A 21,007-nucleotide genomic window follows, 5' to 3' on the forward strand; every position below is an offset into this window, starting at 1 on the left:
CGATGTTCATACCGCTGCACGATGCGAATTCCCTCAAACATATCCGTCTGCAATATGTGACGATCGGTCTGATCGTGGTCAATGTGCTGGTCTGGCTGTTCACCTGCGTCCTTGCCAGCGACGTGCAGGCCAATGCAGCAGCGCTCGGCCTCGGTTTCATTCCGGCAGTGGTGTTCGACTACGCCTATCTGGAACCCGCCCTGCAGGTCGTTCCCGATGACCTGACCGTGGTCACCTATGCTTTCCTGCATCTCGATTTCTGGCATCTGGCCGGCAACATGCTGTTTCTCTGGGTCTTCGGCGACAATGTCGAGGATGCGCTCGGCCATTTCCGTTTCCTGATCTTCTATATCATCTGCGCGATTGCCGGCGCCCTGTTTCACGGTTTCGTCGCCCCCACCTCGGAAGGGCCGCTGATCGGCGCTTCGGGTGCGGTTTCGGGCGTCGTCGCGGCCTATTTCCTTCTGCATCCCAGGGTTCGCGTCTGGGTGCTGGTTCTCATGCGCATTCCGCTTCCCTTGCCCGCCTTCGTTCCGCTGGCGCTGTGGATCGGCCAGCAGTTCCTGATGCTGGCACTCGGGCTTGAGGAAAACGTCTCCTGGGGCGCACATGTCGGCGGCATCATGGCTGGCGCGATCATGGTGATTTTCATGCGCAGGCGGGGCGTTCCCCTTTTTGACCGCACGATTGTTCCGCCAAGGGCGGCGCAGTTCAAGAATCCGTCGCAAACGGCGGGGTTGTCGCAAATCGAACGGGGCTATGACGGGAGCAGATGAGCTCTTGCAAAAGAGATAGAGTATTTACGTGAACGTCAACGTAAGATATGCCTTACGCGCATGCGATAATGAAGATTGCTCCGTTGTAATTGCGGGAAAAATGCTTATCCATGTCGCCAACCTGTTTTTGGAGGTCCGCGCGGTCAACTGGCCAAAGCGGACAGGAGTTTGAGGAAAGCCGCCGATGAAGATCCTTGTCCCCGTCAAACGAGTCGTCGATTACAACGTGAAGATCCGCGTAAAATCGGATGGTTCAGGTGTTGAGCTTGCCAATGTGAAGATGTCGATGAATCCGTTCGACGAAATCTCGGTGGAAGAGGCCCTTCGTCTGAAGGAAGCCGGCAAGGCCGAAGAGGTCGTGGTCGTCTCCATCGGCCCGGCCAAGGCGGAAGAAACGCTGCGCACCGCGCTTGCGATGGGCGCTGACCGCGCCATCCTGATCGAAACCGACGAGACGGTCGAGCCGCTCGCCGTCGCCAAGCTTTTGAAGGCTGTGGCCGAGGCCGAGCAGCCCGGTCTCGTCATCGTCGGCAAGCAGGCGATCGATGACGATTCGAACCAGACCGGCCAGATGCTGGCAGCCCTTCTCGGCTGGGGCCAGGGCACCTTTGCCTCCAAGGTCGTACCGTCCGACGGCAAGGTCGCGGTTACCCGTGAAGTCGATGGCGGTTTGCAGACGGTTGAACTGAAACTTCCCGCCGTCGTCACCACCGATCTTCGCCTCAACGAACCGCGCTATGCATCGTTGCCGAACATCATGAAGGCGAAGAAGAAGCCGCTCGACAAAAAGTCGCCGGCCGATTTCGGCGTCGACGTTTCGCCGCGCCTGAAGGTGCTGAAGACCGAGGAGCCCGCGGGCCGCAAGGCTGGCATCAAGGTTGGCTCGGTTGCCGAACTGGTCGAAAAGCTCAAAGCCGACGGCGTCCTCTAAGGTTTCGGAAAAGGGAGATATTCTTATGGCCATTCTTCTTCTGGCAGAACACGACAACGCAACCCTTTCCGACCTGACGGCAAAGACGCTGACGGCGGCAACGCAGATCGGCGGCGACGTCCACGTGCTGGTCGCTGGCTCTGGCGCGAAAGCGGCGGCCGACGCGGCCGCGAAGCTGACGGGCGTTTCCAAGGTGCTGCTCGCCGACGACGCCTCCTATGCCAATGCGCTCGCCGAGCCGCTGGCGGCACTGATCGTTTCGCTCAGCCCCTCTTATGATGTCATCATCGCCCCAGCGACGGCATCCGCCAAGAACGTAGCGCCCCGCGTTGCGGCCCTTCTCGACGTGGCGCAGGTCTCGGAAATCATCGAGGTCGTCAGCCCTGATACCTTCAAGCGACCGATCTATGCCGGCAACGCCATCCAGACAGTGCAGGCGACCGACGCGAAGAAGGTCATCACCGTGCGTCCGACCGCCTTTGCGGCAGCGGCAGAAGGTGGTTCGGCGGCAGTCGAAACCATTGCAGCCGCTGAAAACCCCGGTGTCTCCAGCTTCGTTTCCGACGCGCTGGCCTCGTCAGATCGTCCGGAACTGACCTCCGCGAAGATCATCATCTCCGGCGGCCGTGCGCTTGGCTCTTCGGAAAAATTCAAGGAAGTCATCCTTCCCGTCGCTGACAAGCTGGGCGCCGCCGTTGGCGCGTCGCGCGCTGCCGTCGATGCCGGTTACGCGCCGAACGACTGGCAGGTGGGGCAGACAGGCAAGGTGGTCGCGCCGCAGCTTTACATCGCGGCCGGTATTTCCGGTGCCATCCAGCATCTGGCCGGCATGAAGGATTCGAAGGTCATCGTCGCCATCAACAAGGATGAAGAAGCGCCGATTTTCCAAGTTGCCGATTACGGTCTCGTCGCAGACTTGTTCGAGGCGCTGCCGGAACTGCAAAAAGCCCTTTGATTTTAAATACATGATGAAGGCGGCGCGTTTTTTGAACGCGCCGCCTTCTCTTTTTCGGCGATATGCGTAACATCGCCAGCGAATTACTATATGCAGCACATGGGAGAACAGCATATGACCGCCCCCTTTAAGAATATCGGTGTCATCGGAGCCGGTCAGATGGGGTGTGGCATAGCGCATGTTTCCGCCATTGCCGGATACAGGGTCCACATCTACGATCTTTCGAAGGAAGGCATTGAGGCCGGCCTTGCCACGATCAACGGCAATCTCGCCCGCCAGGTCACCAACGGCAAGCTTTCCGACGAGGCCCGCAAGCAGGCGCTGACGCTCATCAGCGGATCGACCGACGTCAATGATCTGGCGCCGATGGATCTTGTCATCGAGGCTGCTACGGAAAACGAAGAGATCAAGCGCAAGATCTACACGCAGGTCTGCCCGGTTCTGAAGCCGGAAGCGCTTCTCGCCACCAACACCTCGTCACTTTCCATCACTAGGCTTGCATCGGCCACCGACCGTCCCGAACAGTTCATGGGCATCCACTTCATGAACCCGGTCCCCGTCATGAAGCTGGTGGAACTGGTGCGCGGCATCGCCACCAATGAAAAGACCTTCGACGCGGCCAAGGATTATGTGCGGACGCTCGAAAAGGCGATCACCGTCGCCGAGGATTTCCCGGCCTTCATCGTCAATCGCATCCTGCTGCCGATGATCAACGAGGCGATCTATACGCTTTACGAGGGCGTCGGCTCCGTGGAAGCCATCGATACCGCCATGCGTCTCGGCGCAAACCACCCGATGGGTCCGCTGCAGCTTGCCGATTTCATCGGTCTCGATACCTGTTTGTCGATCATGCAGGTGCTGCATGACGGTCTCTCCGACAGCAAATACCGCCCCTGCCCGCTGCTCGTCAAATATGTCGAGGCTGGCTGGCTCGGCCGCAAATCCGGCCGCGGCTTCTACGATTATCGGGGTGAGACGCCGGTTCCGACGCGCTGAGCCCGGACCAATATCGTCTCTGCCTTCGGCTGAACCCTCAGGCAATCAGCAAATAGGTGACCGCTCCGACACCCGCGGCAAAGATGGATGCGGCCGTAAGCAATCCGCAATAAACGAGCGTTCCGGAAACGGCGGCGACGAATACGCGTCCTGCCGCGTTGGCGGCGAGAGCGGCGAGGATTGCGCTGGCCAAAATGTCCGGCGAAATGCTCTGCGCGCTGGTTCGCAACGCACTGAGAACCGCGACATCGGCATCGAATATGGCGGACAGAGCCGTGAGCGCGATGAAGCCGCCGGCGCCGATCCAGACAAGAAGAACGGCATTCAGCGTTCGCGTTGCGGCAAAAAGCGCGGCGAAGATGGCAAGGGGCGCCAAGTCGAACGGGTTTTTTGCATTGAGTTCTTGCCCGGTCTGCGTGTCCTGCAGCCTTATCAGGCCGGCGCCGCTCAATCCGAGAACCAGTGCCGCAGTCAGCGTCGCCGGTGCGATAAGCGAAAACGTTGTCAGCGAGAGGGCGAGAACGATAACGAGAATCCGGAGCAACGATACAGCCGCGGCCAGCACCGCCACACCGGCCAGAGGCCACGCGTTTTCACCGCTTTTCGCCTTCTGCCCAAAGCTGGCGGTTACAGCGGTCGATGAAACAAGGGCGCCCGCCAGCCCGGTCACCAGCAGCCCGCGAGTTGAGCCGAGGAGGCGCACGGCAATATAGCCGCAATAGGAGATCGCGGCGCTGAGCACGGTGAACAGCCATATTTCCCACGGGTTGAAGCCGCCCCACGGATCGATCGCCCGGTTCGGAAGGATCGACAGGCCAACGGCGGTCATCACGGCAAGCACCAGCGCGGAGCGGAGCTCGACCCAAGTCAGCCGTTTCAGCAGGCGGTGGAGAACTTCCCTGCCGGCAAGCAATGCCGCAAGGGCAGCAGCACCAGCCGCCGCCGCCTGATATTGCGCCGTTACCGCAAGCCCGCCGAGGGCAAAGACGCAGAGAGCCGCAACCACGCCGGTGACACTGAAATCATTGTCATGACGCGCTTCGCGCAGCTTGAACCATGAAAAACTGAATGCGAACCCCAGAAAACCCGCCGCAAAAGCGAAAACGCTATTCTGCTCTGCGGCCAACACGCCGAAGACGCCACCCAGCAGACCGGTAATGCCATAGGTCCGGATCCCGGCGGTACGGCTGCCCGCCGGCGCATCGCGCTCCCGCCAGCCGCGCTCAAGGCCGACGAGCAGGCCGATGGCGAGAGCAAGACCAAGCCGGGGAATTAGCAACTCCATATCGGCACCCATTCATGGCGGAAGCCAGTATCATTATACGAGGCGGGTACGGGCTTGTCTGCACCGGCCCGTCCGCTGGAAAGCCGGGCGTTGACGGCGGTTGCGGCTCATAGTGCCCATTATTCCGGCCACCGCATCATTTTCCAGTAGCCGCGGTCACCAGCGCCTCGGCGTCTTCACTGTCCCACGCCGCCGGGCCGTTCATGGCCGCGAGCAGACAACCGTTTTCATCCAGCAGCAGGGTTGCCGGCAGGCCGAAAGCAAGACCTTCCTTTTTCAGAACGTTGAAGACGCCCATGGAGCTGTCGCGGTAGTGCTTCAGAGCATCGATCTTGTATTCATCCATAAAAGCTTTCGGTTTTTCATCCGCGCCAGTATCGATGTTGACGGCAACGACCTCGAAATTCTCGCCGCCCTTTTCCTTCTCCAGCGCGTTCAGCGCCGGCATCTCTTCGCGGCAGGGCACACACCACGTGGCCCAGAGATTGAGAAGAACCGCCTTGCCCTTGAGATCGGCAAGCGTCATGTCTTGTGACTGCGGCCCCTTGAAGGACAGCGGAATGATGCGCGGCCTGTCCGCCGCCGACATGGCCGCGACCTGCCCTTTCAGAAACGGTTTCAGCGAGGCGATGCGGTTTGCCGCACCCTCACATAAACCGCCGTCTGCCACCGCTGCCCCTTGAACCGGGCTCTCAGACCCAATATGCCTGAACCAGACCGCGCCAGCACCGGCGAGCACACCGGCCACGGCAGCAATTGCAACCAATTTGGCGGAAGGAAGCCTGAACGGCGTTTTTTCTGTCATCGAATACTCCAGGGCACTTAACATGGCTGACGGCACAGATCAGAAATCCTCCAACCAGATGTGGGGCGGGCGTTTCGCTTCCGGGCCATCTGCCATCATGGAAGAGATAAATGCCTCCATCGGCTTCGACAAGAAGCTTTACGCCCAGGATATCCGCGGCTCTATGGCGCATGCCACCATGCTGGCATCTAAAGGCATTATTTCGCCTGAAGATAAAGACAAGATCATCGAGGGTCTGAACACGATCCTGTCAGAGATCGAAGCCGGCACCTTCGAATTTTCGCGCAAACTCGAAGATATTCACATGAATATCGAAGCGCGCCTTGCGACCCTCATCGGCACAGCGGCTGGTCGCCTGCACACCGCCCGCTCGCGCAACGACCAGGTGGCGCTCGATTTCCGCCTGTGGGTCAAGGAAGAACTGCAGAAGACGGAAGGGATGCTGACCGCCCTCATCGCCGCCTTCCTCGACCGCGCCGAAGAAAATGCCGATACCGTGATGCCGGGCTTCACACATCTGCAGACGGCGCAGCCGGTGACCTTCGGCCATCATTGCATGGCCTATGTGGAAATGTTCGGCCGTGACCGCGCCCGCGTGCGCCACGCCATCGAGCATCTGGACGAAAGCCCGATCGGCGCAGCCGCCCTTGCCGGCACCGGCTATCCCATCGACCGCCACATGACGGCAAGGGCTCTTGGTTTCCGCGAACCGACCCGCAACTCAATCGACACCGTCTCCGATCGCGATTTCGCGCTGGAATTCCTGTCCATCGCTTCTATCTGTGCCACGCACCTGTCGCGTCTCGCCGAAGAGATCGTCATCTGGTCGACGCCGCAATTCGGCTTCATCCGCCTGTCGGACGCCTTTTCCACCGGCTCGTCGATCATGCCGCAGAAGAAAAACCCCGACGCCGCCGAACTGGTGCGCGCCAAGACCGGCCGCATCAACGGCTCGCTGATCGCCCTTCTGACAGTGATGAAGGGCCTGCCGCTCGCCTATTCCAAGGACATGCAGGAAGACAAGGAACAGGTTTTCGATGCCGCCGAAAGCCTGGAACTGGCGATTGCCGCCATGACCGGCATGATCCGCGACCTTGAAGTGCGCAAGGATCGTATGCGTGCCGCCGCCGGTTCGGGTTATTCCACCGCCACCGATCTTGCCGACTGGCTGGTGCGCGAAGCGGGCCTGCCCTTCCGCGATGCCCACCATGTGACCGGCAATGCCGTGGCACTGGCGGAGAAAAAGGGCTGCGATCTCGCCGATCTTTCGCTGGAAGAATTGCAGGCCATCCACCCCGGCATCACCAAGGGTGTTTTCGACGTTCTGTCCGTAGAAGCATCGGTCGCCAGCCGCACGAGTTTCGGCGGCACGGCCCCTTCGGAGGTGCGCAAGCAGATCGCCTGGTGGCGTGAACGCAACTGATAAATTCGCGTTACAATGCGATCACAAGAAACAGGGTGCACAAGCGCCCTGTTTTTCGTTATCAGAGAGGCACATATTTCCTTTGGACAGGCCCATGCTTTCAAAAACCGCGCGCAAACTCATCGTTCCCATCGGCATGACGCTCGCCGTCAGCCTTGCTCTTTCCGCCTGCGGGCGTAAGGGCGATATCGATCCGCCGAGCACGCCGGTCGAAATGCGCAACAAACGCGCCGCCGATGGAAGCGAACCGAAGCCGGCGACGGCTGAGCGTCCGTTCATTCTCGACAAGCTTCTCTGACGGGTAAAAAGCCGTGAACCATTTTGGCTATATCGACGGCGTGCTGCACGCCGAAAACGTGCCCGTGTCCGAGATCGCCAAGGCGGTCGGCACGCCCTTCTACGTCTATTCCACGGCAACGCTGGAACGCCACTACAAGGTGTTCGCAGGCGCTTTCGCGGATGTGGACGCCATGGTTTGTTACGCCATGAAGGCCAATTCCAATCAGGCGGTGCTGAAAACGCTTGCAAAGCTCGGCGCCGGCATCGACGTCGTCTCCGGCGGCGAATTGCGCCGCGCACTTGCAGCCGGCGTGCCGGCAAGCCGCATCATGTTCTCCGGCGTCGGCAAGACGGTGGCGGAAATGGATTATGCGCTGGAAGCCGGCATCTATTGCTTCAACATCGAATCCGAGCCGGAACTGGAAGTCCTCAACCTGCGCGCCGTCAAGGCCGGCAAACGGGCGCATGTCTCCTTCCGTATCAATCCGGATGTGGATGCCCGCACCCACGCCAAGATTTCCACCGGCAAGAAGGAAAACAAGTTCGGCATTTCCTATGAACGCGCCCGCGCGGTTTATGCCCATGCCGCCACCCTGCCCGGCATCGAAGTGACCGGCATCGACATGCATATCGGCAGCCAGATCACCGAATTGCAGCCTTTCGAGGACGCCTTCCGGCTGCTGCGCGAACTCGTCGAGGCGCTGCGCGGCGATGGCCACACGATCAGCCATGTCGATATTGGCGGCGGTCTCGGCATTCCCTATCGCGATGACAACAACCCGCCGCCACTGCCGGATGCCTATGCGCATATCGTCAAGAATGAGCTGAAGAGCCTCAACTGCAAGATCGTGACCGAGCCGGGCCGCCTGATCGTCGGCAATGCCGGCATTCTGGTGACGGAAGTGATCTATGTGAAGGACGGCGGCGAAAAGACCTTCGTGATCGTTGACGGCGCCATGAACGACCTTATCCGCCCGACGCTCTACGAGGCATATCACGGCATCCGCCCGGTGGTGCAGCCGGCCGAAAACACACCGCGCATCAAGGCCGATATTGTCGGCCCGGTCTGCGAGACCGGCGATTATCTGGCGCTCGACCGCGAGATGGCGGCACCGCAGCCGGGTGATCTGATTGCCGTCAGCTCCGCCGGCGCTTATGGCGCGGTGCAGGCCGGCACCTATAATTCCCGCCTGCTGGTGCCGGAAGTGCTGGTGAAGGACGACAAATTCCACGTGATCCGTCCGCGCGGCACCTATGAAGAGTTGATCGCGCTCGATTCCGTACCCGCCTGGCTCGATTGAGCTCGCCCGTATCACCGGTTTGCCGATCACAATCAAGCGAAGCTGCCTAAAAAATGGGGGCGAGGGCTTGGGCGCCCTCGTCTTCGCCACAAAGAATGTTATCCTTGCCCCCGTGATACAAACAGCTCGCCGTTCCGGGAATGGCGTTCGACGTGGCCAGAACCGGGAGAACGGATTGATGACCACAGCCGGAGAGGACAAGACTGGCGGAAAGCGCGCGACTGGTGCGTTTGCGCAGCGGCCGGACCTTGCCCGCCGGGTCGTCGCCAAGCGCTTCTTCGCAAAAATCGTGCTGCTCTCGGAGAAAATTGCGCCGAAAACGCTGTGGCCACTTTCCATCGCCGCCGTGTTTCTAGCCCTTGCCTGGTTCGGCCTCTACCGGCATATGCCGGATTTCCTGCGGCTCGGCGTCGTTTTCGTGCTGGTTTTCAGTTTCATCGCCACGCTTTTACCGATCCTTCGGCTGAAATGGCCGACGGATCATGAAGCCTCGCGCCTGCTTGAAGACCGCAACGGTCTCGCGCACCAGCCGGTTGGCGTGCAGGAGGACGAGCCCGCCTTCGATACGCCCTTTTCCCGAACGCTGTGGAAAGAACACCAGATCCGCATGGCGGAGCGCATTGCCGCTCTGAATGCCGGCCTGCCGAAACCCGATATCGCCCGTTATGACCGTCTGGCGCTGCGCGCCATTCCCGCCCTTCTTCTGGCCGCCGCCTTCGGTTTTTCCTATTCCAACGGCGCGGGCACGATTGCGGATGCCTTCCGTAGCCGACCGGCCGTCGGTCCGCTCAATCCCGATATTCGTCTCGACGCGTGGGTCACGCCGCCATCCTATACCGGTCGCGCGCCGATTTTCCTGACAGGACGTGACGCAACCAACCGTGACGCGGTTTCCGTGCCGCAATCCTCCAAGCTGACGATCCGCATGACCGGCGGCGATGGCGGCGAGGAAGTGACTTTCGAGCCTGAAATGGCAGGCGCGCTGCAAAAGCTTGCGCCGGAAACGGCGCGTGTCGACAGCGCAAGCGGCGATATCGCCGTTCAGACGCCGGTTCGTTCGGCGGATCAGCCCGTCGCGCCGCGCACCTTCACCATGGATGTTACCGAAAGCGGCATGATCACCGCCAATGGCGAACAATGGGTGTTCAACGTCATCGCCGACCAGCCGCCCAGCATCGCCTTCGACAACATGCCGCGCCGGGCCGTTAACGGCGCGCTGGAAGTGGGCTTTACCGCCAAGGACGATTATGGGCTGAAGGAAGCCCACGCCATCATCGAACCTGTGGGCGTTGCGGAAGGTGCAAGCGCGCTTTACCCGCCGCCGGAATTCAAGCTCGATCTGCCGCGGCAGAACAATCGCGAGATCAAGGGCCTGACCAGCCGCAACCTGACCGAACATCCGATGGCGGGAAAGCGCGTGCGCATCACACTGGTGGCGACGGACGGTGCCGGCCAGACGGGTCGTAGCCCCGCGCATGAAATGGTGCTGCCGGGCCGCAATTTCTCCGAACCGCTGGCCGCTTCCATTGCCGAGCAGCGGCAGATATTCTCGCTCGATACGCGCCAGATGCCGAAAGCTATCGCCTATAACGAGGCGGTGGGCCTGCGCCCGGAAGAGACCATTCCCAACACCACCCATTATCTCCTGCTGCAATCGGCCCAGACCCGCATGCGGCTCGCCTATAATGAGGAGATGCTGAAGGACACGGCCGATTATCTCTGGGAAATCGCGCTCGGTATCGAGGACGGCGATCTTTCGCAAGCCGAAAGACGCCTGCGCGATGCGCAGAATGCGCTTTCCGAAGCGCTTCAGCGCAATGCTTCCGACGAGGAAATCGCCAGGTTGATGCAGGAACTGCGCGAGGCGATGCAGCAGTTCATGAGCGAGCTTGCCCAGCGCATGCAGAATGCGCCGCAGGCCAACATGAACAGCCAAGCGCAGAATGTGCTGCGCCAGCGCGATCTGGAAAACATGATGAACCAGATCGAGAACCTCGCCCGTTCCGGCAACCGCGACGCGGCGCAGGAAATGCTCTCGCAGCTGCAGCGCATGATGAACAATCTGCAGGCGGGCCGCCCGCAGCGTCAGGGCCAGCAGGGGCAGCAGCAGAGCAGCAAGATGCGCCAGCAGATCGACAAGCTGGGCGAAATCCTGCAGCAGCAGCAGAAATTGATGGACGAGACCTTCAAGCTGGATCAGGCGCTGCGCGACCGCATGCAGCGCGGCGACCCGCAACAGGGCGGCGAAGGCGAAAACGACCAGCAGATGGGCGAAAACGGCCAGCAGCCGCAGCAGGGTCAGCAAGGCGAACAGGGTCAAAATGGTCAGCAGGGCGGACAACAGCCGAGCGACCAGATGACCGCTGAACAGCTACGCGAGGCGCTGAAAAACCTGCGGGCGCAGCAGGATGCGCTCGGCAAGCAGCTCGGCGAATTGCAGCAGGGGCTGCGCGATCTCGGTATGGAACCGGGCGAGAACTTCGGCAAGGCGCAGCAGGAAATGCAAGGCGCCGGCGAGGCGCTGGGCAAGGGCCAGGGCGAACAAGCTGTCGAAGGTCAGGGCAATGCGCTGAATGCGCTGCGCCAGGGCGCACAGGACATGATGGGCCAGATCATGCAGGCCATGCGCCAGCAGGGCCAGCAGCCGGGGCAAGGTCAGGAGGGCATGGCAGGCCAGGGCGGTCAGAACGGCCGCGACCCGCTCGGCCGCCCGCGCAGCACCACCGGCCCGGATTTCGGCGACCAGGTGAAGGTGCCGGACGAAATCGACGTGCAGCGCGCCCGCGAAATCCTCGAGGCGATCCGCGAAAAACTCGGCAACAACCCGCCCGGTGAAATCGAGCGGCGGTATCTGGAGCGGTTGCTGGATATACGGTGAGGATCAGAAGCCATTCACGGCGATCCAGCCCGCCACTTTAATTTCGTGACTTTCCGGAAAAGCAGGCCGCGGCGAAAGCTACTAGGCGGGTCGCGAAACACTTTGACGTCATCCTCGGCCTTGTGCCGAGGATCTGTCAACCTCCCACGAAACCGATACGTAGCAGATGCTCGGGACAGGCCCGAGCATGACGAGGAGAGAGTTGACAACTCCGCAACAAAAAAGGCGACCCATGGGGCCGCCTTCCTCAAATCTGTATGATCTTATCACTCACGCCGCAAGCGCCCGCGCCACGGCCTTGCGAATATCCGGAAGCGCGAAGGGTTTGGAAACCACATCCACAATCTTCGTCGCCAGATCATCAGCCCGTTCACGCTGCTCGGCATAACCCGTCATCAGCAAAATGCGCATGGCCGGGAAGCTTTCGGCGGCGCGGTGCGCCAGCTCGATGCCATCCATGACCGGCATGCGGATATCCGAAAGAAGAAGATCGAAACTGGTTTCCTGGAGCTTCTCCAGCCCCTGCTCGCCATCCGCCGCCTCATAGGTCTCGTGACCGTCGAGACGCAGCGCGCGAGCGACGAAAGCCCGCAGTGCATCCTCGTCTTCGGTAATCAGAATCTTCGCCATTATTCATTGCTCCTGGGCATCATTTCCAGCCGTGAGCAACATCGCAGGCTCCTCTTTTCAAGAGGTAAACACCCAGCCCTTGGCTGGGTGAATGGTTAATGAGGCGTCTCCGTGCTGTGCCGTTCCGGCACGACGAAGTACTCAGGCGTCGCCGGTCACGACGCCGACGAAGGGCAATTCGCGGAAGGCATAAGCCACGTCCATGCCGTAACCCACGACGAAATAATCAGGACATTCGAAACCGACATAATCGGCCTCCAGATCTTCCTTGCGTTTCACTTTCTTGTCGAGAAGCACCGCGATGGTGACATTGCGCGCACCGCGCTCGTAAAGCAGTTCCTTGGCGAAACGCAGCGTGCGGCCGGATTCGAGAATATCGTCGATCAGGAGCACATCACGGTCCTTCACGTCGCTGTCGATATCCTTGACGATCCTGACCCCTTGCGACACCGTGCCGGCGCCATAGCTCGACAGCGTGATGAACTCGACCTCAGGAGCGAGGCCGCTGTCATGCAGTGCGCGGATAAGATCGGCCGCGAAAATGAATGATCCCTTGAGCACGGCAATGACCAGTAAATCCTTGGTCGGGCCGCTGGCGATGTGCTTGGCCATGTCGCGATTGCGCTCGGCGATCTGCTCGGCGCTATAAAGCGGCTCGATGTTTTTTCCACGGACGACGGGCATTCTTACTCCTGTGCTGCGCCTTGCCGATTTTACCTTTCAGTAAAAATAGAAGACACGCGTTAGCACAGTCAGCGTTCAGACGCACCCGCCTCGACGAAGGAAAGCTTGATCTCAGGCGTTTTTCCACCGGGATGGCGCAACTTTGCCGAAAAACCGTGGCTGAAACCGGGCTGCATTTCCTTGACCGGCGGCTCGATGACCATGCTGGCTACCAGCTGCCCCTTGGCGGCGAAGAGATCGGCGCGCAGGGCAGGCACCTCTTCCAGATTGCCGCCATTGTTTTCCACGATGCCGTTGATGAGCAGGATATCCATGCCACCCGCTTCCTGCGGGGTTACGGTGACATGGGAAATGGCGAGAGGATTGACCGAGGCCGCGACAGCCGTCTTTTCCGGTACCACGACCGAGAGGCCGCCCGAACATACGAAGACAAAAATGGCGAGGCCGGCCACCAGTGCCGAATAGGCATCCGCCGACAGGCGAGACAATCTGCGATCCACCCAGCCGATGAAAGCGAGGCAAAGAATGGCGAGGGTAACGGGCGTTTTTTTCACCTGCCGGCGCGCTGCGCCTCGATTGTCGTTTCCGGGTTGCCGCGAACGGTTTTCCTTGATGGTGACAAATTCCGCGTCTACCACATCGCGGTCGGGATTTGCCGCCCGCGCCGTGCGGCGTACCGGCGTTTCCGGCATCAGGAGGTCGAAATCGAATGCCGCTTGCCGGCGAGATGAACGGAACATAGCCATAGAATTCCTTGGGTGAGGTTTTCCGGCCCGCAAAACTGGGCATTGCAACGAATCCTGCCAAGTTTTAAATTTAATTGGTTAATGCTTCGCAAAAGCGGCTCGCACAGGCTGCCGGATCCGGGTTAAACCCCGACATCCGAACCCCACGAGCCAGCGGCTTGCGAACCACCACGAAACGAAGAGACTGGAAGTCCGTTGATCCATTTCGAAAATGTCGGGTTGCGTTACGGCATGGGACCCGAGATCCTGAGGGACATGACCTTCGATATCCCCAAGGGTTCGTTCCAGTTTCTGACCGGCCCTTCGGGTGCCGGCAAGACCACGCTGCTCCGCCTGCTTTTGATGTCGCTGCAGCCTACGCGCGGGCATATCCGCATGTTCAACCGTGACGTTTCGCGCATTCCACGTAGCGAGTTGCCGATGCTGCGCCGTCGCGTCGGTATAGTGTTTCAGGATTTTCGGCTGCTCGACCATCTGACGACCTATGAAAACGTCGCCCTGCCGCTGCGCGTGCGCGGTAAGGAAGAAAGCGCCTATCGCAACGACGTGATAGAGCTTCTGAAATGGGTCGGCCTTGGCGAGCGCATCAACGTGCTGCCGGCCATTCTTTCCGGCGGGGAAAAGCAGCGTGCCGCCATCGCCCGCGCACTCATGGACCAGCCGGAAATATTGCTGGCCGACGAGCCGACCGGCAACGTCGATCCACCGATGGCCAAGCGCCTTCTCAACCTTTTCCTGGAACTCAACCGGCTGGGCACGGCCGTTGTCATCGCCACCCATGATTTTGGCCTGATGGACCAGATCGATGCGCGCCGGATGATCCTCACTGAAGGGCGGCTCGATATCTATGAATGAGATCAACCGCAAGCCGTTGAAGCCGGAAGCGGCGCAGCCCAAGCGCCCGCCCATGCGCATCCGCCCGATGGCGCCGATCCTGCCGCCTTCCAACATTCAGGGCAATGCGCTGATGGTGGTGATCGCCATCATGGCCTTTCTCGCCTGCCTCACCCTTGGTGCCGTCTCCATGGTGCGCGCAACCGCCGCCACCTGGCAGAGCCAGATTTCCCGCGAGATCACCATCCAGATCAAGCCCGAGGACGGGCTGGACATGAATGCGGCGCTAAACAAGGCGCGCAATCTGGCGCTTACCTTCGTGGGCACGCGGGATGGCACCATCCTCGACGATGCGGCAACGTCGCGCCTTTTGGAGCCGTGGCTCGGCAGCGGTCTCGATCTTTCGGAACTGCCGGTGCCGCGTCTCGTCGTCATCACCATCGACGAAAACAATCCACCCGATTTCCAGGCGATGCGGGATATGCTGAAGGCCGAAATTCCGCAGGCATTTCTGGACGACCACCGCACCTGGGTCGACAGGCTGGTCTCCATGGCCAGAACCACTGTCATGATCGGCGTCGGTGTTCTTATCCTCGTGTTCACCGCCATGGTGCTGACGGTGGTGTTTGCGACGCGCGGCGCGCTTTCCGGCAACCGGCATATCGTCGAGGTTCTGCATTTTGTCGGCGCCGAAAGCAGCTTTGTGGCGCGTGAATTCCAGAAGCACTTCCTGAAGATCAGCCTCAAGGGGGCGGCGGCGGGCAGCGCACTGGCCGCCGGCGTATTCCTTGTCGCCGGTTTCTGGCAATCGAGCACTGTCGCCACGCCGCAGAGCGATCAGGCAAGCGCGCTTTTCGGCTCGTTTTCGGTGGGTCTCGGCGGGTATCTCGGCATCGCCATGACGATGATCGTCATTGCGCTTTTGACCACCCTCACGGCTCGCATAACCGTCATCCGCACCATCGACGATATCGACCGCGTCCGCTCCGATCCTTCGAAGAGCGATGGGCTTGCATCGTGAGGTTATCCCCGATAACTCCGCGGGAAAACTGAAACCGTCACAAGCCGGATGTAACCTGCAGACGGTGGACAAAAATGCCTGTTCCTTGCCTTAATCGGCGAGTATTCAGGAGGAATGTTTGTGAGTCGGATGGACCAGGATCAGACGACGGCGCGGCCGGCCAGAAAAGGCCTGTTGTCGCGGCGCGGTCCTTTGCGCCGTTTTATTCGCGTCCTCATCCTGCTTTGCGTCATTGCGCTCGGCGCATTTTCCGGCGGTTTCCTGTGGTTTGCCGATTCCGTCGCCTCCATGCGTCCGCCGGAGGGGGCGAGAGGCGATGCCATCATCGTTCTTACGGGCGGTTATCAGCGCATCGAACAGGCCGTTGGCCTGCTCAGAGACGGCGTGGGCAAGCGGCTTCTGATTTCCGGCGTCAACCCGGCCACCACTCGCTCGCAAATCCGCAAGATGACGCAAGGGTCATCCGACATGTTTTCCTGCTGCGTGGACATGGGCTACAAGGCGATCGATACGATCGGCAACGCCAGTGAGGCCGCAAGCTGGATACGCGACCACAATTATTCCTCCATCGTCGTCGTCACGAATAATTACCACATGCATCGCAGCCTGCATGAATTGCGCAGCGCCAGCCCGCAGACGCAATTCATCGCCTATCCCGTCATCAGCGCAGATCTTGTCCGCACCAACTGGTTCGTGGAGCCGGATGTGGTGAGAACCATGCTTTACGAATATCTGAAGTTCGTGGCGGCGGCGGGACGCGACCTCACCGGTTTCGGCAAGGGCGACGGTCTGCGCAAGGCCGCCGCCGATTATTCCCGGATAAAGACGACAAGCGCTTCGTCCTGACCGGCGAGAACGTGCTTGCTGCGGCCCCTTGTTTTCGTGTAGGCGTCTGGCATCGGCATCCGGTATCGAGGCATATGCACGGCTTCGGAACGGCTGCGCTCCGGGAAGGCTGTTGATGCTCAAGCTGCGCTCTTTTCTTTTCAATACGCTGTTTTATCTCAACCTGATTGTCCGCATGATCGTGCTGACGCCGATCTATTTCATCCTGCCGCGCAAGATCGCCTACGAAATTCCCAAGAATTGGGCGCGATCCAACCACTGGCTGATGAAAACCATCGTCGGCACCACCTTCGAGATCGAAGGGCTGGAAAACATTCCCGAAACCGGCTGCATCTTCGCGCCCAAGCACCAGTCCTTCTGGGATACCTACGCGCTGCTGCCCAATCTTCCCGATCCGGTCTATATTCTGAAACGCGAGCTTTTGTGGATTCCGCTGTTCGGCTGGTACGCCATGAAACAGCGCATGATCCCGGTAAACCGCGCCGCCCGCGGCAAAGTGATGCTGAAGGTGATGGAGCGGGCGAAAGAGGAAATGGCCGCCGGCCGCGAACTCATCATCTATCCCGAAGGCACACGCCGCCCGCCGGGTGCGGAGCCTGAATATCGTTATGGCATCGCAAGGCTTTACCGGGACCTTCAGGTGCCGGTCATTCCCGTCGCCATGCATCCCGGCCTGTTCTGGCCGCGCCGGTCCACCATGCGTTATCCCGGCCATTTCAAGGTGCGTATCCTGCCGGCCATCGAGCCGGGGCTGGACCCCGACGTGTTCTTCAAGCGCCTGATCGATGTGACGGAAAAGGCGAGCGACGAGCTGCTGCTGGAAACCGTGCGCAACAACCCGCATTTGCCGCTGCCGCCGACCGCCGTGAAGCGGATCGCCGAACTTCAGGGCAAGGAAACCGCCGCCGGCTGAGCAACGAGCGCGCCGACATTTTTGGCGATGCTCTCCAGCAGGGAATCGCGAATGCCCATCTCCTGCAGATGCTGCACGGTGTTGAAGACATAATCCGTATTCGGCCCGGAGCGGCCCGATGCGGCTGCAACGATGGTCGCCGACTCGGCAACGCCGAGACCGCCGATATATTGCTTATGCGCGGGATCGGCCACATAGGTTACGGCGCTGCTGCGCCTGCCATCGGAAAGCGCGATGGAAACCAGCCGCTCCTTATAGACATTCGTCACCAGTTCGCGCTCGCGCAAATAGACCATGACCGGCTCCCGGTCCTCTCCACGCACGCGGAAAGCGACGCCAAGGCAGGAACCGCCGCGCTCCAGACCGAGAACGAGACCGGGCTTTTCTTCGGTGCCCCTATAAAAATTGGAACTGATGCAGAGTGAGCGCCGATACCCGTAAAGCCGCGCCTGCTGCCGCTCTTCAAAGGCGAAGCCGGGGTTCCACATCAACGAACCGTAGCCAAAGACCCAAAAATCGTCCATATCGCAAGCCAAATCGAAATTGTCTGAAGTCTGTTCATCGGAGATCAATATGGCAGCGTCAAGCCAATCCGGCACCGCCAAAAAATTCCTCTGGCTCGCCATCGCCATCCTCGTGGTCATCGGACTTTATACCGCCGGGTGGTTTTATGCCGCCGATAGGCTGAAACAGACGGTTCTGAACGTCATCGCCCCCTCGCAGGCCCGCAACGTCAGCGGTGAATGCGGCGATATCGCCTTCAAGGGTTATCCCTTCCGCATCGGCCTCTTCTGCTCCAGGGTGACGGTGGATGACAAGGAGAACGGCGTTTCCGCTTCCTTCGGCGAACTTCGCTCGGCGGCGCAGGTCTATAATCCCGGCCACATCGTCTGGGAACTCGATTCGCCGGCGGAAATCCGTTCCGCCCATGGCCTGACGATCTCAGCCGCCTGGCAGAACATGCAGTCCAGCATCGTCACCAAGCTGAAGGGCATCGACCGCAGCTCGCTCGTCATCGACGGGCTGAAGGCGCAGGCGATTTCTTCCGTCACCGGGCAGACCATCGACTTCGACGCGGTCAAAACGGAAATGCATCTGCGCCAGAACGGCGCCGATCTCGATGGCGCGATCACGCTCACCGATTCGGCAACCGTCATCAAGGATTGGCCGCAGGTTCTTCCGCGCCTCGACGCCATCTTGGACGTGACGCTGGCGGGCAAGGCAGGCATGGTGGATGGCAGCGACAAATCCGGCCTTTATGGCGCGAGCGGCGAGCTTCGCCGGCTGGTGGCCGATATTGGCGAGGGCCGCACCATGCGCATCAGCGGCCCCTTCTCATTTGACAATGAGGGTTATCTCTCCGGAAAGTTCAAGCTGGAAATCGAAAAGCTGGGGTCGTGGTCCGACAATGCCAAACAGGCGTTTCCGCAGCTGCAATCAACCATCGATACTGCCCGCAAACTGCTCGGCGCGCTCGCCGGCGGCGGTGACCGGGCATCCGTCGATCTCGTGGTAGATCGTGGCCGCGCCACGGTCAGCGGCTTTATTCCGCTTGGGAAAATCCCGCCGATTTGAGCAGTTGATTTATACCCTCTGTCATCCTCGGGCTTGACCCGAGGATGACAGAGGGAGACTAAATGCGCCCTACTTCTTCTGATCCAGCGCGTGACGCCCAAAGTCCGGCGCGTCAACATCCTGACCGGCCTGGACGATCGAGCGTCGGATAGCGCGGGTGCGGGAAAACAGTTCGAACAGCTTGTCGCCTTCTCCCCAGCGGATCGCCCTTTGCAGCGAAGCGAGGTCTTCGGAAAACCGCGCCAGCATCTCAAGGATCGCATCCTTGTTATGCAGGCAGACATCCCGCCACATGGTGGGATCGGAGGCGGCAAGACGGGTGAAATCGCGGAAACCGGAGGCGGAATATTTGATGACTTCCGATTCGGTCACCGTCTCCAGATCGTCCGCCGTGCCGACGATATTGTAAGCGATGATGTGCGGCAGATGCGACACAATCGCCAGAACCTTGTCGTGGTGTTCGGCATCCATTTCATCCACGCGCGACCCGAGCGCTCGCCAGAAATCCTTCAGCCTTTCCAGCGCCGCGGCATCCGTGCCCGGCAGCGGCGTGAAGATGCACCAGCGCTCGCGGAAGAGACCGGCAAAACCGGCATCCGGGCCGGATTTTTCCGTACCCGCCAGCGGATGGCCGGGAATGAAATGCACGTTGTCAGGAATATGCGGTGCCATCTGCGCGATAACAGAAGCCTTGGTGGAGCCGACATCGGTGACGATGGCGCCCGGCTTCAGATGCGGCGCGATCTGCTGCGCCACACTTTCCGAAGCACCGACCGGCACCGAGACGATGACGAGATCGGCATCCTTGACCGCTTCAGCCGCCGAAACGGTGTAATCCGTACCAAGCGCCAGTTCCTCCGCCCGTGTCAGCGTCTCTTCACTGCGGGTGGAAATGGTCACATGGCGGGCAAGCCCCAATTCCCTGACATCGCGGGCAATCGACGAGCCGATCAGGCCGATGCCGATCAGCGCGATGCGTTCGAACATGATCTCAGCCATCACGCCTGCCCCATGAACGCGGTGAGGGCCGCGATGACGCCGAGATTGGCCTCTTCAGAACCGACGGTCATTCTCAGCGCGTTCGGGAAACCATACCCCCGCACCGCACGCAGAATATAACCGCGGCGGCTCAGGAACTCGTCCGCATCCGCCGCCCGCTTGCCGTCCCGATCCGGGAAATGGATGAGGATGAAGTTGGTGACCGAAGGCGTGACGGTAAGGCCAAGGCCGGCAAAAGCATTCACCAGCTTTTCCATCCACAGGGCGTTATGCGCCACCGCCTTTTGAACGAATGCCTGATCGCGGATGGCCGCAGCGCCCGCCGCGATAGCCGGCGCGCTCATATTGAACGGCCCGCGCACGCGGTTCAGCGCGTCGATAATATCGACAGGGGCATACATCCAGCCGACGCGCAGCGCGGCCAGACCGTAAACCTTGGAGAAGGTGCGGGTCATCACCACGTTGCGGTTGCCAGAGACCAGTTCGAGACCCGCCTCGTAATCGTTCTTGCGCACGTATTCCGCATAGGCGGCATCCAGCACCAGCACGACATGTTTCGGCAGGCCTGCCTGCAGGCGGCGGATTTCCGCGACGGGAACATAGGTGCCGGTGGGATTGCCGGGGTTGGCCACGAAAACCATCTTGGTCTTCGGCGTCACGGCGGCGAGGATCGCATCCACATCAACAGCGCAATCCTTTTCCTTCACCGTCACCGGGGTTGCCCCCGCGCCCATGATCTGGATCTTGTAGACGAGGAAACCATGTTCGGTGATGATCGCTTCATCGCCGGCACCCAGATAGACGTGGCAAAGCAGGCCGAGAAGCTCGTCCGAACCATTGCCGCACAGGATGTTTGCAATGTTGAGGCCATGCACGTCGGCAATCGCCTGACGCAACGCGATCGCCTGACCGTCCGGATAGATTTCCAGATGGCTGGCGGCAGCGCTGAAAGCCTCGATCGCCTTCGGGCTCGGCCCAAGCGGCGTTTCATTGGAGGAGAGCTTATAAACCTTCGCGACGCCGTCCACATGTTCCTTGCCCGGAACATAAGCGGCGATATCCAGAATACCCGGACGCGGAACAGGTTGGCTAAGCTCTGCACTCATTTGATCGACCTTTGGAAAAACGCC

Annotated in this window: 21 protein-coding genes; 13 read left to right on the plus strand and 8 right to left on the minus strand. The window is 60.4% G+C overall.

The window, feature by feature from the left end; translation table 11 throughout:
* Nucleotides 1–2: 2 nt before the first annotated feature.
* The 4 genes from BS627_RS21720 to BS627_RS21735 all read left to right on the plus strand — a co-directional run bounded on the left by BS627_RS21720 (nucleotide 3) and on the right by BS627_RS21735 (nucleotide 3,658).
* Nucleotides 3–776, plus strand: coding sequence for a rhomboid family intramembrane serine protease (locus BS627_RS21720; protein ID WP_077985208.1), 774 nt, complete (start codon nucleotides 3–5; stop codon nucleotides 774–776).
* A gap of 184 nt (nucleotides 777–960) precedes the next feature.
* Nucleotides 961–1,707, plus strand: a complete 747-nt coding sequence (locus BS627_RS21725; protein ID WP_077985209.1) for an electron transfer flavoprotein subunit beta/FixA family protein — start codon at nucleotides 961–963, stop codon at nucleotides 1,705–1,707.
* Nucleotides 1,708–1,732: 25 nt separating this feature from the next.
* On the plus strand, nucleotides 1,733–2,662 hold the full coding sequence (locus BS627_RS21730; RefSeq protein ID WP_077985210.1) for an electron transfer flavoprotein subunit alpha/FixB family protein: 930 nt from the start codon (nucleotides 1,733–1,735) through the stop codon (nucleotides 2,660–2,662).
* Nucleotides 2,663–2,776: 114 nt separating this feature from the next.
* Complete coding sequence (locus BS627_RS21735) at nucleotides 2,777–3,658, plus strand: 3-hydroxybutyryl-CoA dehydrogenase (protein ID WP_077985335.1); 882 nt, start codon at nucleotides 2,777–2,779, stop codon at nucleotides 3,656–3,658.
* A 37-nt stretch (nucleotides 3,659–3,695) separates the two neighbouring features.
* On the opposite strand, the gene BS627_RS21740 is transcribed toward BS627_RS21735, so the two are convergent.
* Together BS627_RS21740 and tlpA are read right to left on the minus strand one after the other, a co-directional pair.
* Nucleotides 3,696–4,943: an MgtC/SapB family protein gene (locus BS627_RS21740; protein ID WP_077985336.1), complete on the minus strand. Its 1,248-nt coding sequence runs from the start codon at nucleotides 4,941–4,943 to the stop codon at nucleotides 3,696–3,698.
* 136 nt (nucleotides 4,944–5,079) lie between these two features.
* Entirely contained in the window at nucleotides 5,080–5,748 is a 669-nt protein-coding gene (gene tlpA, locus BS627_RS21745; RefSeq protein ID WP_077985211.1) for a thiol:disulfide interchange protein TlpA, read from the minus strand.
* A gap of 22 nt (nucleotides 5,749–5,770) precedes the next feature.
* On the opposite strand from tlpA, the gene argH reads away from it, so the two are divergent.
* From argH to BS627_RS21765, 4 genes are all read left to right on the plus strand, one after another.
* Nucleotides 5,771–7,171 carry an argininosuccinate lyase gene (argH, locus tag BS627_RS21750; RefSeq protein ID WP_077985212.1) on the plus strand — a complete coding sequence of 467 codons (1,401 nt, stop codon included), beginning with the start codon at nucleotides 5,771–5,773 and terminating at the stop codon, nucleotides 7,169–7,171.
* 94 nt (nucleotides 7,172–7,265) lie between these two features.
* Entirely contained in the window at nucleotides 7,266–7,469 is a 204-nt protein-coding gene (lptM, locus tag BS627_RS21755; RefSeq protein ID WP_003509930.1) for an LPS translocon maturation chaperone LptM, read from the plus strand.
* 13 nt (nucleotides 7,470–7,482) lie between these two features.
* A complete protein-coding gene (gene lysA / locus BS627_RS21760; protein WP_077985214.1) occupies nucleotides 7,483–8,751 on the plus strand; it encodes a diaminopimelate decarboxylase in 1,269 nt (422 codons plus the stop codon).
* Between the two features lie 178 nt (nucleotides 8,752–8,929).
* Nucleotides 8,930–11,629, plus strand: coding sequence for a TIGR02302 family protein (locus BS627_RS21765; protein WP_077985215.1), 2,700 nt, complete (start codon nucleotides 8,930–8,932; stop codon nucleotides 11,627–11,629).
* A 270-nt stretch (nucleotides 11,630–11,899) separates the two neighbouring features.
* Here BS627_RS21765 and BS627_RS21770 read toward each other — a convergent pair whose 3' ends face one another.
* The 3 genes from BS627_RS21770 to BS627_RS21780 all read right to left on the minus strand — a co-directional run bounded on the left by BS627_RS21770 (nucleotide 11,900) and on the right by BS627_RS21780 (nucleotide 13,683).
* Nucleotides 11,900–12,259, minus strand: a complete 360-nt coding sequence (locus BS627_RS21770) for a response regulator (protein ID WP_077985216.1) — start codon at nucleotides 12,257–12,259, stop codon at nucleotides 11,900–11,902.
* A 141-nt stretch (nucleotides 12,260–12,400) separates the two neighbouring features.
* Nucleotides 12,401–12,943, minus strand: a complete 543-nt coding sequence (hpt, locus tag BS627_RS21775; RefSeq protein WP_077985217.1) for a hypoxanthine phosphoribosyltransferase — start codon at nucleotides 12,941–12,943, stop codon at nucleotides 12,401–12,403.
* A 68-nt stretch (nucleotides 12,944–13,011) separates the two neighbouring features.
* Nucleotides 13,012–13,683 carry a DUF3426 domain-containing protein gene (locus BS627_RS21780; RefSeq protein ID WP_077985218.1) on the minus strand — a complete coding sequence of 224 codons (672 nt, stop codon included), beginning with the start codon at nucleotides 13,681–13,683 and terminating at the stop codon, nucleotides 13,012–13,014.
* Between the two features lie 201 nt (nucleotides 13,684–13,884).
* Between BS627_RS21780 and ftsE the strand changes: the two genes are divergently transcribed.
* The 4 genes from ftsE (at nucleotide 13,885) to BS627_RS21800 (ending at nucleotide 17,303) form a co-directional block, all read left to right on the plus strand.
* Nucleotides 13,885–14,544 (plus strand): cell division ATP-binding protein FtsE, encoded by a 660-nt coding sequence (ftsE, locus tag BS627_RS21785; RefSeq protein ID WP_077985219.1) that lies wholly within the window; start codon nucleotides 13,885–13,887, stop codon nucleotides 14,542–14,544.
* Nucleotides 14,537–15,544, plus strand: a complete 1,008-nt coding sequence (locus tag BS627_RS21790; RefSeq protein WP_077985220.1) for a cell division protein FtsX — start codon at nucleotides 14,537–14,539, stop codon at nucleotides 15,542–15,544. The genes ftsE and BS627_RS21790 overlap by 8 nt, the downstream gene beginning before the upstream one ends.
* Before the next feature lie 129 nt (nucleotides 15,545–15,673).
* Nucleotides 15,674–16,390 (plus strand): YdcF family protein, encoded by a 717-nt coding sequence (locus tag BS627_RS21795; RefSeq protein ID WP_162520358.1) that lies wholly within the window; start codon nucleotides 15,674–15,676, stop codon nucleotides 16,388–16,390.
* Between the two features lie 115 nt (nucleotides 16,391–16,505).
* On the plus strand, nucleotides 16,506–17,303 hold the full coding sequence (locus BS627_RS21800; protein ID WP_077985222.1) for a lysophospholipid acyltransferase family protein: 798 nt from the start codon (nucleotides 16,506–16,508) through the stop codon (nucleotides 17,301–17,303).
* Here BS627_RS21800 and BS627_RS21805 read toward each other — a convergent pair.
* Nucleotides 17,276–17,827: a gamma-glutamylcyclotransferase gene (locus BS627_RS21805; RefSeq protein WP_077985337.1), complete on the minus strand. Its 552-nt coding sequence runs from the start codon at nucleotides 17,825–17,827 to the stop codon at nucleotides 17,276–17,278. The two genes, BS627_RS21800 and BS627_RS21805, sit on opposite strands and share 28 nt — an antisense overlap.
* A gap of 49 nt (nucleotides 17,828–17,876) precedes the next feature.
* On the opposite strand from BS627_RS21805, the gene BS627_RS21810 reads away from it, so the two are divergent.
* Nucleotides 17,877–18,878 (plus strand): DUF2125 domain-containing protein, encoded by a 1,002-nt coding sequence (locus tag BS627_RS21810; protein WP_077985223.1) that lies wholly within the window; start codon nucleotides 17,877–17,879, stop codon nucleotides 18,876–18,878.
* Nucleotides 18,879–18,947: 69 nt separating this feature from the next.
* Here the strand turns inward: BS627_RS21810 and BS627_RS21815 are convergent, their stop codons facing one another.
* Together BS627_RS21815 and hisC are read right to left on the minus strand one after the other, a co-directional pair.
* On the minus strand, nucleotides 18,948–19,877 hold the full coding sequence (locus BS627_RS21815; protein WP_077985224.1) for a prephenate/arogenate dehydrogenase family protein: 930 nt from the start codon (nucleotides 19,875–19,877) through the stop codon (nucleotides 18,948–18,950).
* On the minus strand, nucleotides 19,877–20,983 hold the full coding sequence (gene hisC / locus BS627_RS21820; RefSeq protein WP_077985225.1) for a histidinol-phosphate transaminase: 1,107 nt from the start codon (nucleotides 20,981–20,983) through the stop codon (nucleotides 19,877–19,879). Before hisC ends, BS627_RS21815 begins: the two co-directional genes overlap by 1 nt.
* Nucleotides 20,984–21,007 lie beyond the last annotated feature (24 nt).

Source organism: Agrobacterium salinitolerans, assembly GCF_002008225.1.
GTDB classification, from domain to species: Bacteria; Pseudomonadota; Alphaproteobacteria; order Rhizobiales; family Rhizobiaceae; genus Agrobacterium; species Agrobacterium salinitolerans.

Coding starts and splice junctions, on each gene's coding strand:
- BS627_RS21720 (WP_077985208.1), top strand. CDS start 3: ATGTTCATACCGCTGCACGATGCGAATTCCCTCAAACATATCCGTCTG.
- BS627_RS21725 (WP_077985209.1), top strand. CDS start 961: ATGAAGATCCTTGTCCCCGTCAAACGAGTCGTCGATTACAACGTGAAG.
- BS627_RS21730 (WP_077985210.1), top strand. CDS start 1,733: ATGGCCATTCTTCTTCTGGCAGAACACGACAACGCAACCCTTTCCGAC.
- BS627_RS21735 (WP_077985335.1), top strand. CDS start 2,777: ATGACCGCCCCCTTTAAGAATATCGGTGTCATCGGAGCCGGTCAGATG.
- BS627_RS21740 (WP_077985336.1), bottom strand. CDS start 4,943: ATGGAGTTGCTAATTCCCCGGCTTGGTCTTGCTCTCGCCATCGGCCTG.
- tlpA (WP_077985211.1), bottom strand. CDS start 5,748: ATGACAGAAAAAACGCCGTTCAGGCTTCCTTCCGCCAAATTGGTTGCA.
- argH (WP_077985212.1), top strand. CDS start 5,771: ATGGCTGACGGCACAGATCAGAAATCCTCCAACCAGATGTGGGGCGGG.
- lptM (WP_003509930.1), top strand. CDS start 7,266: ATGCTTTCAAAAACCGCGCGCAAACTCATCGTTCCCATCGGCATGACG.
- BS627_RS21765 (WP_077985215.1), top strand. CDS start 8,930: ATGACCACAGCCGGAGAGGACAAGACTGGCGGAAAGCGCGCGACTGGT.
- BS627_RS21770 (WP_077985216.1), bottom strand. CDS start 12,259: ATGGCGAAGATTCTGATTACCGAAGACGAGGATGCACTGCGGGCTTTC.
- hpt (WP_077985217.1), bottom strand. CDS start 12,943: ATGCCCGTCGTCCGTGGAAAAAACATCGAGCCGCTTTATAGCGCCGAG.
- BS627_RS21780 (WP_077985218.1), bottom strand. CDS start 13,683: ATGTTCCGTTCATCTCGCCGGCAAGCGGCATTCGATTTCGACCTCCTG.
- BS627_RS21790 (WP_077985220.1), top strand. CDS start 14,537: ATGAATGAGATCAACCGCAAGCCGTTGAAGCCGGAAGCGGCGCAGCCC.
- BS627_RS21795 (WP_162520358.1), top strand. CDS start 15,674: ATGGACCAGGATCAGACGACGGCGCGGCCGGCCAGAAAAGGCCTGTTG.
- BS627_RS21800 (WP_077985222.1), top strand. CDS start 16,506: ATGCTCAAGCTGCGCTCTTTTCTTTTCAATACGCTGTTTTATCTCAAC.
- BS627_RS21805 (WP_077985337.1), bottom strand. CDS start 17,827: ATGGACGATTTTTGGGTCTTTGGCTACGGTTCGTTGATGTGGAACCCC.
- BS627_RS21810 (WP_077985223.1), top strand. CDS start 17,877: ATGGCAGCGTCAAGCCAATCCGGCACCGCCAAAAAATTCCTCTGGCTC.
- BS627_RS21815 (WP_077985224.1), bottom strand. CDS start 19,877: ATGGCTGAGATCATGTTCGAACGCATCGCGCTGATCGGCATCGGCCTG.
- hisC (WP_077985225.1), bottom strand. CDS start 20,983: ATGAGTGCAGAGCTTAGCCAACCTGTTCCGCGTCCGGGTATTCTGGAT.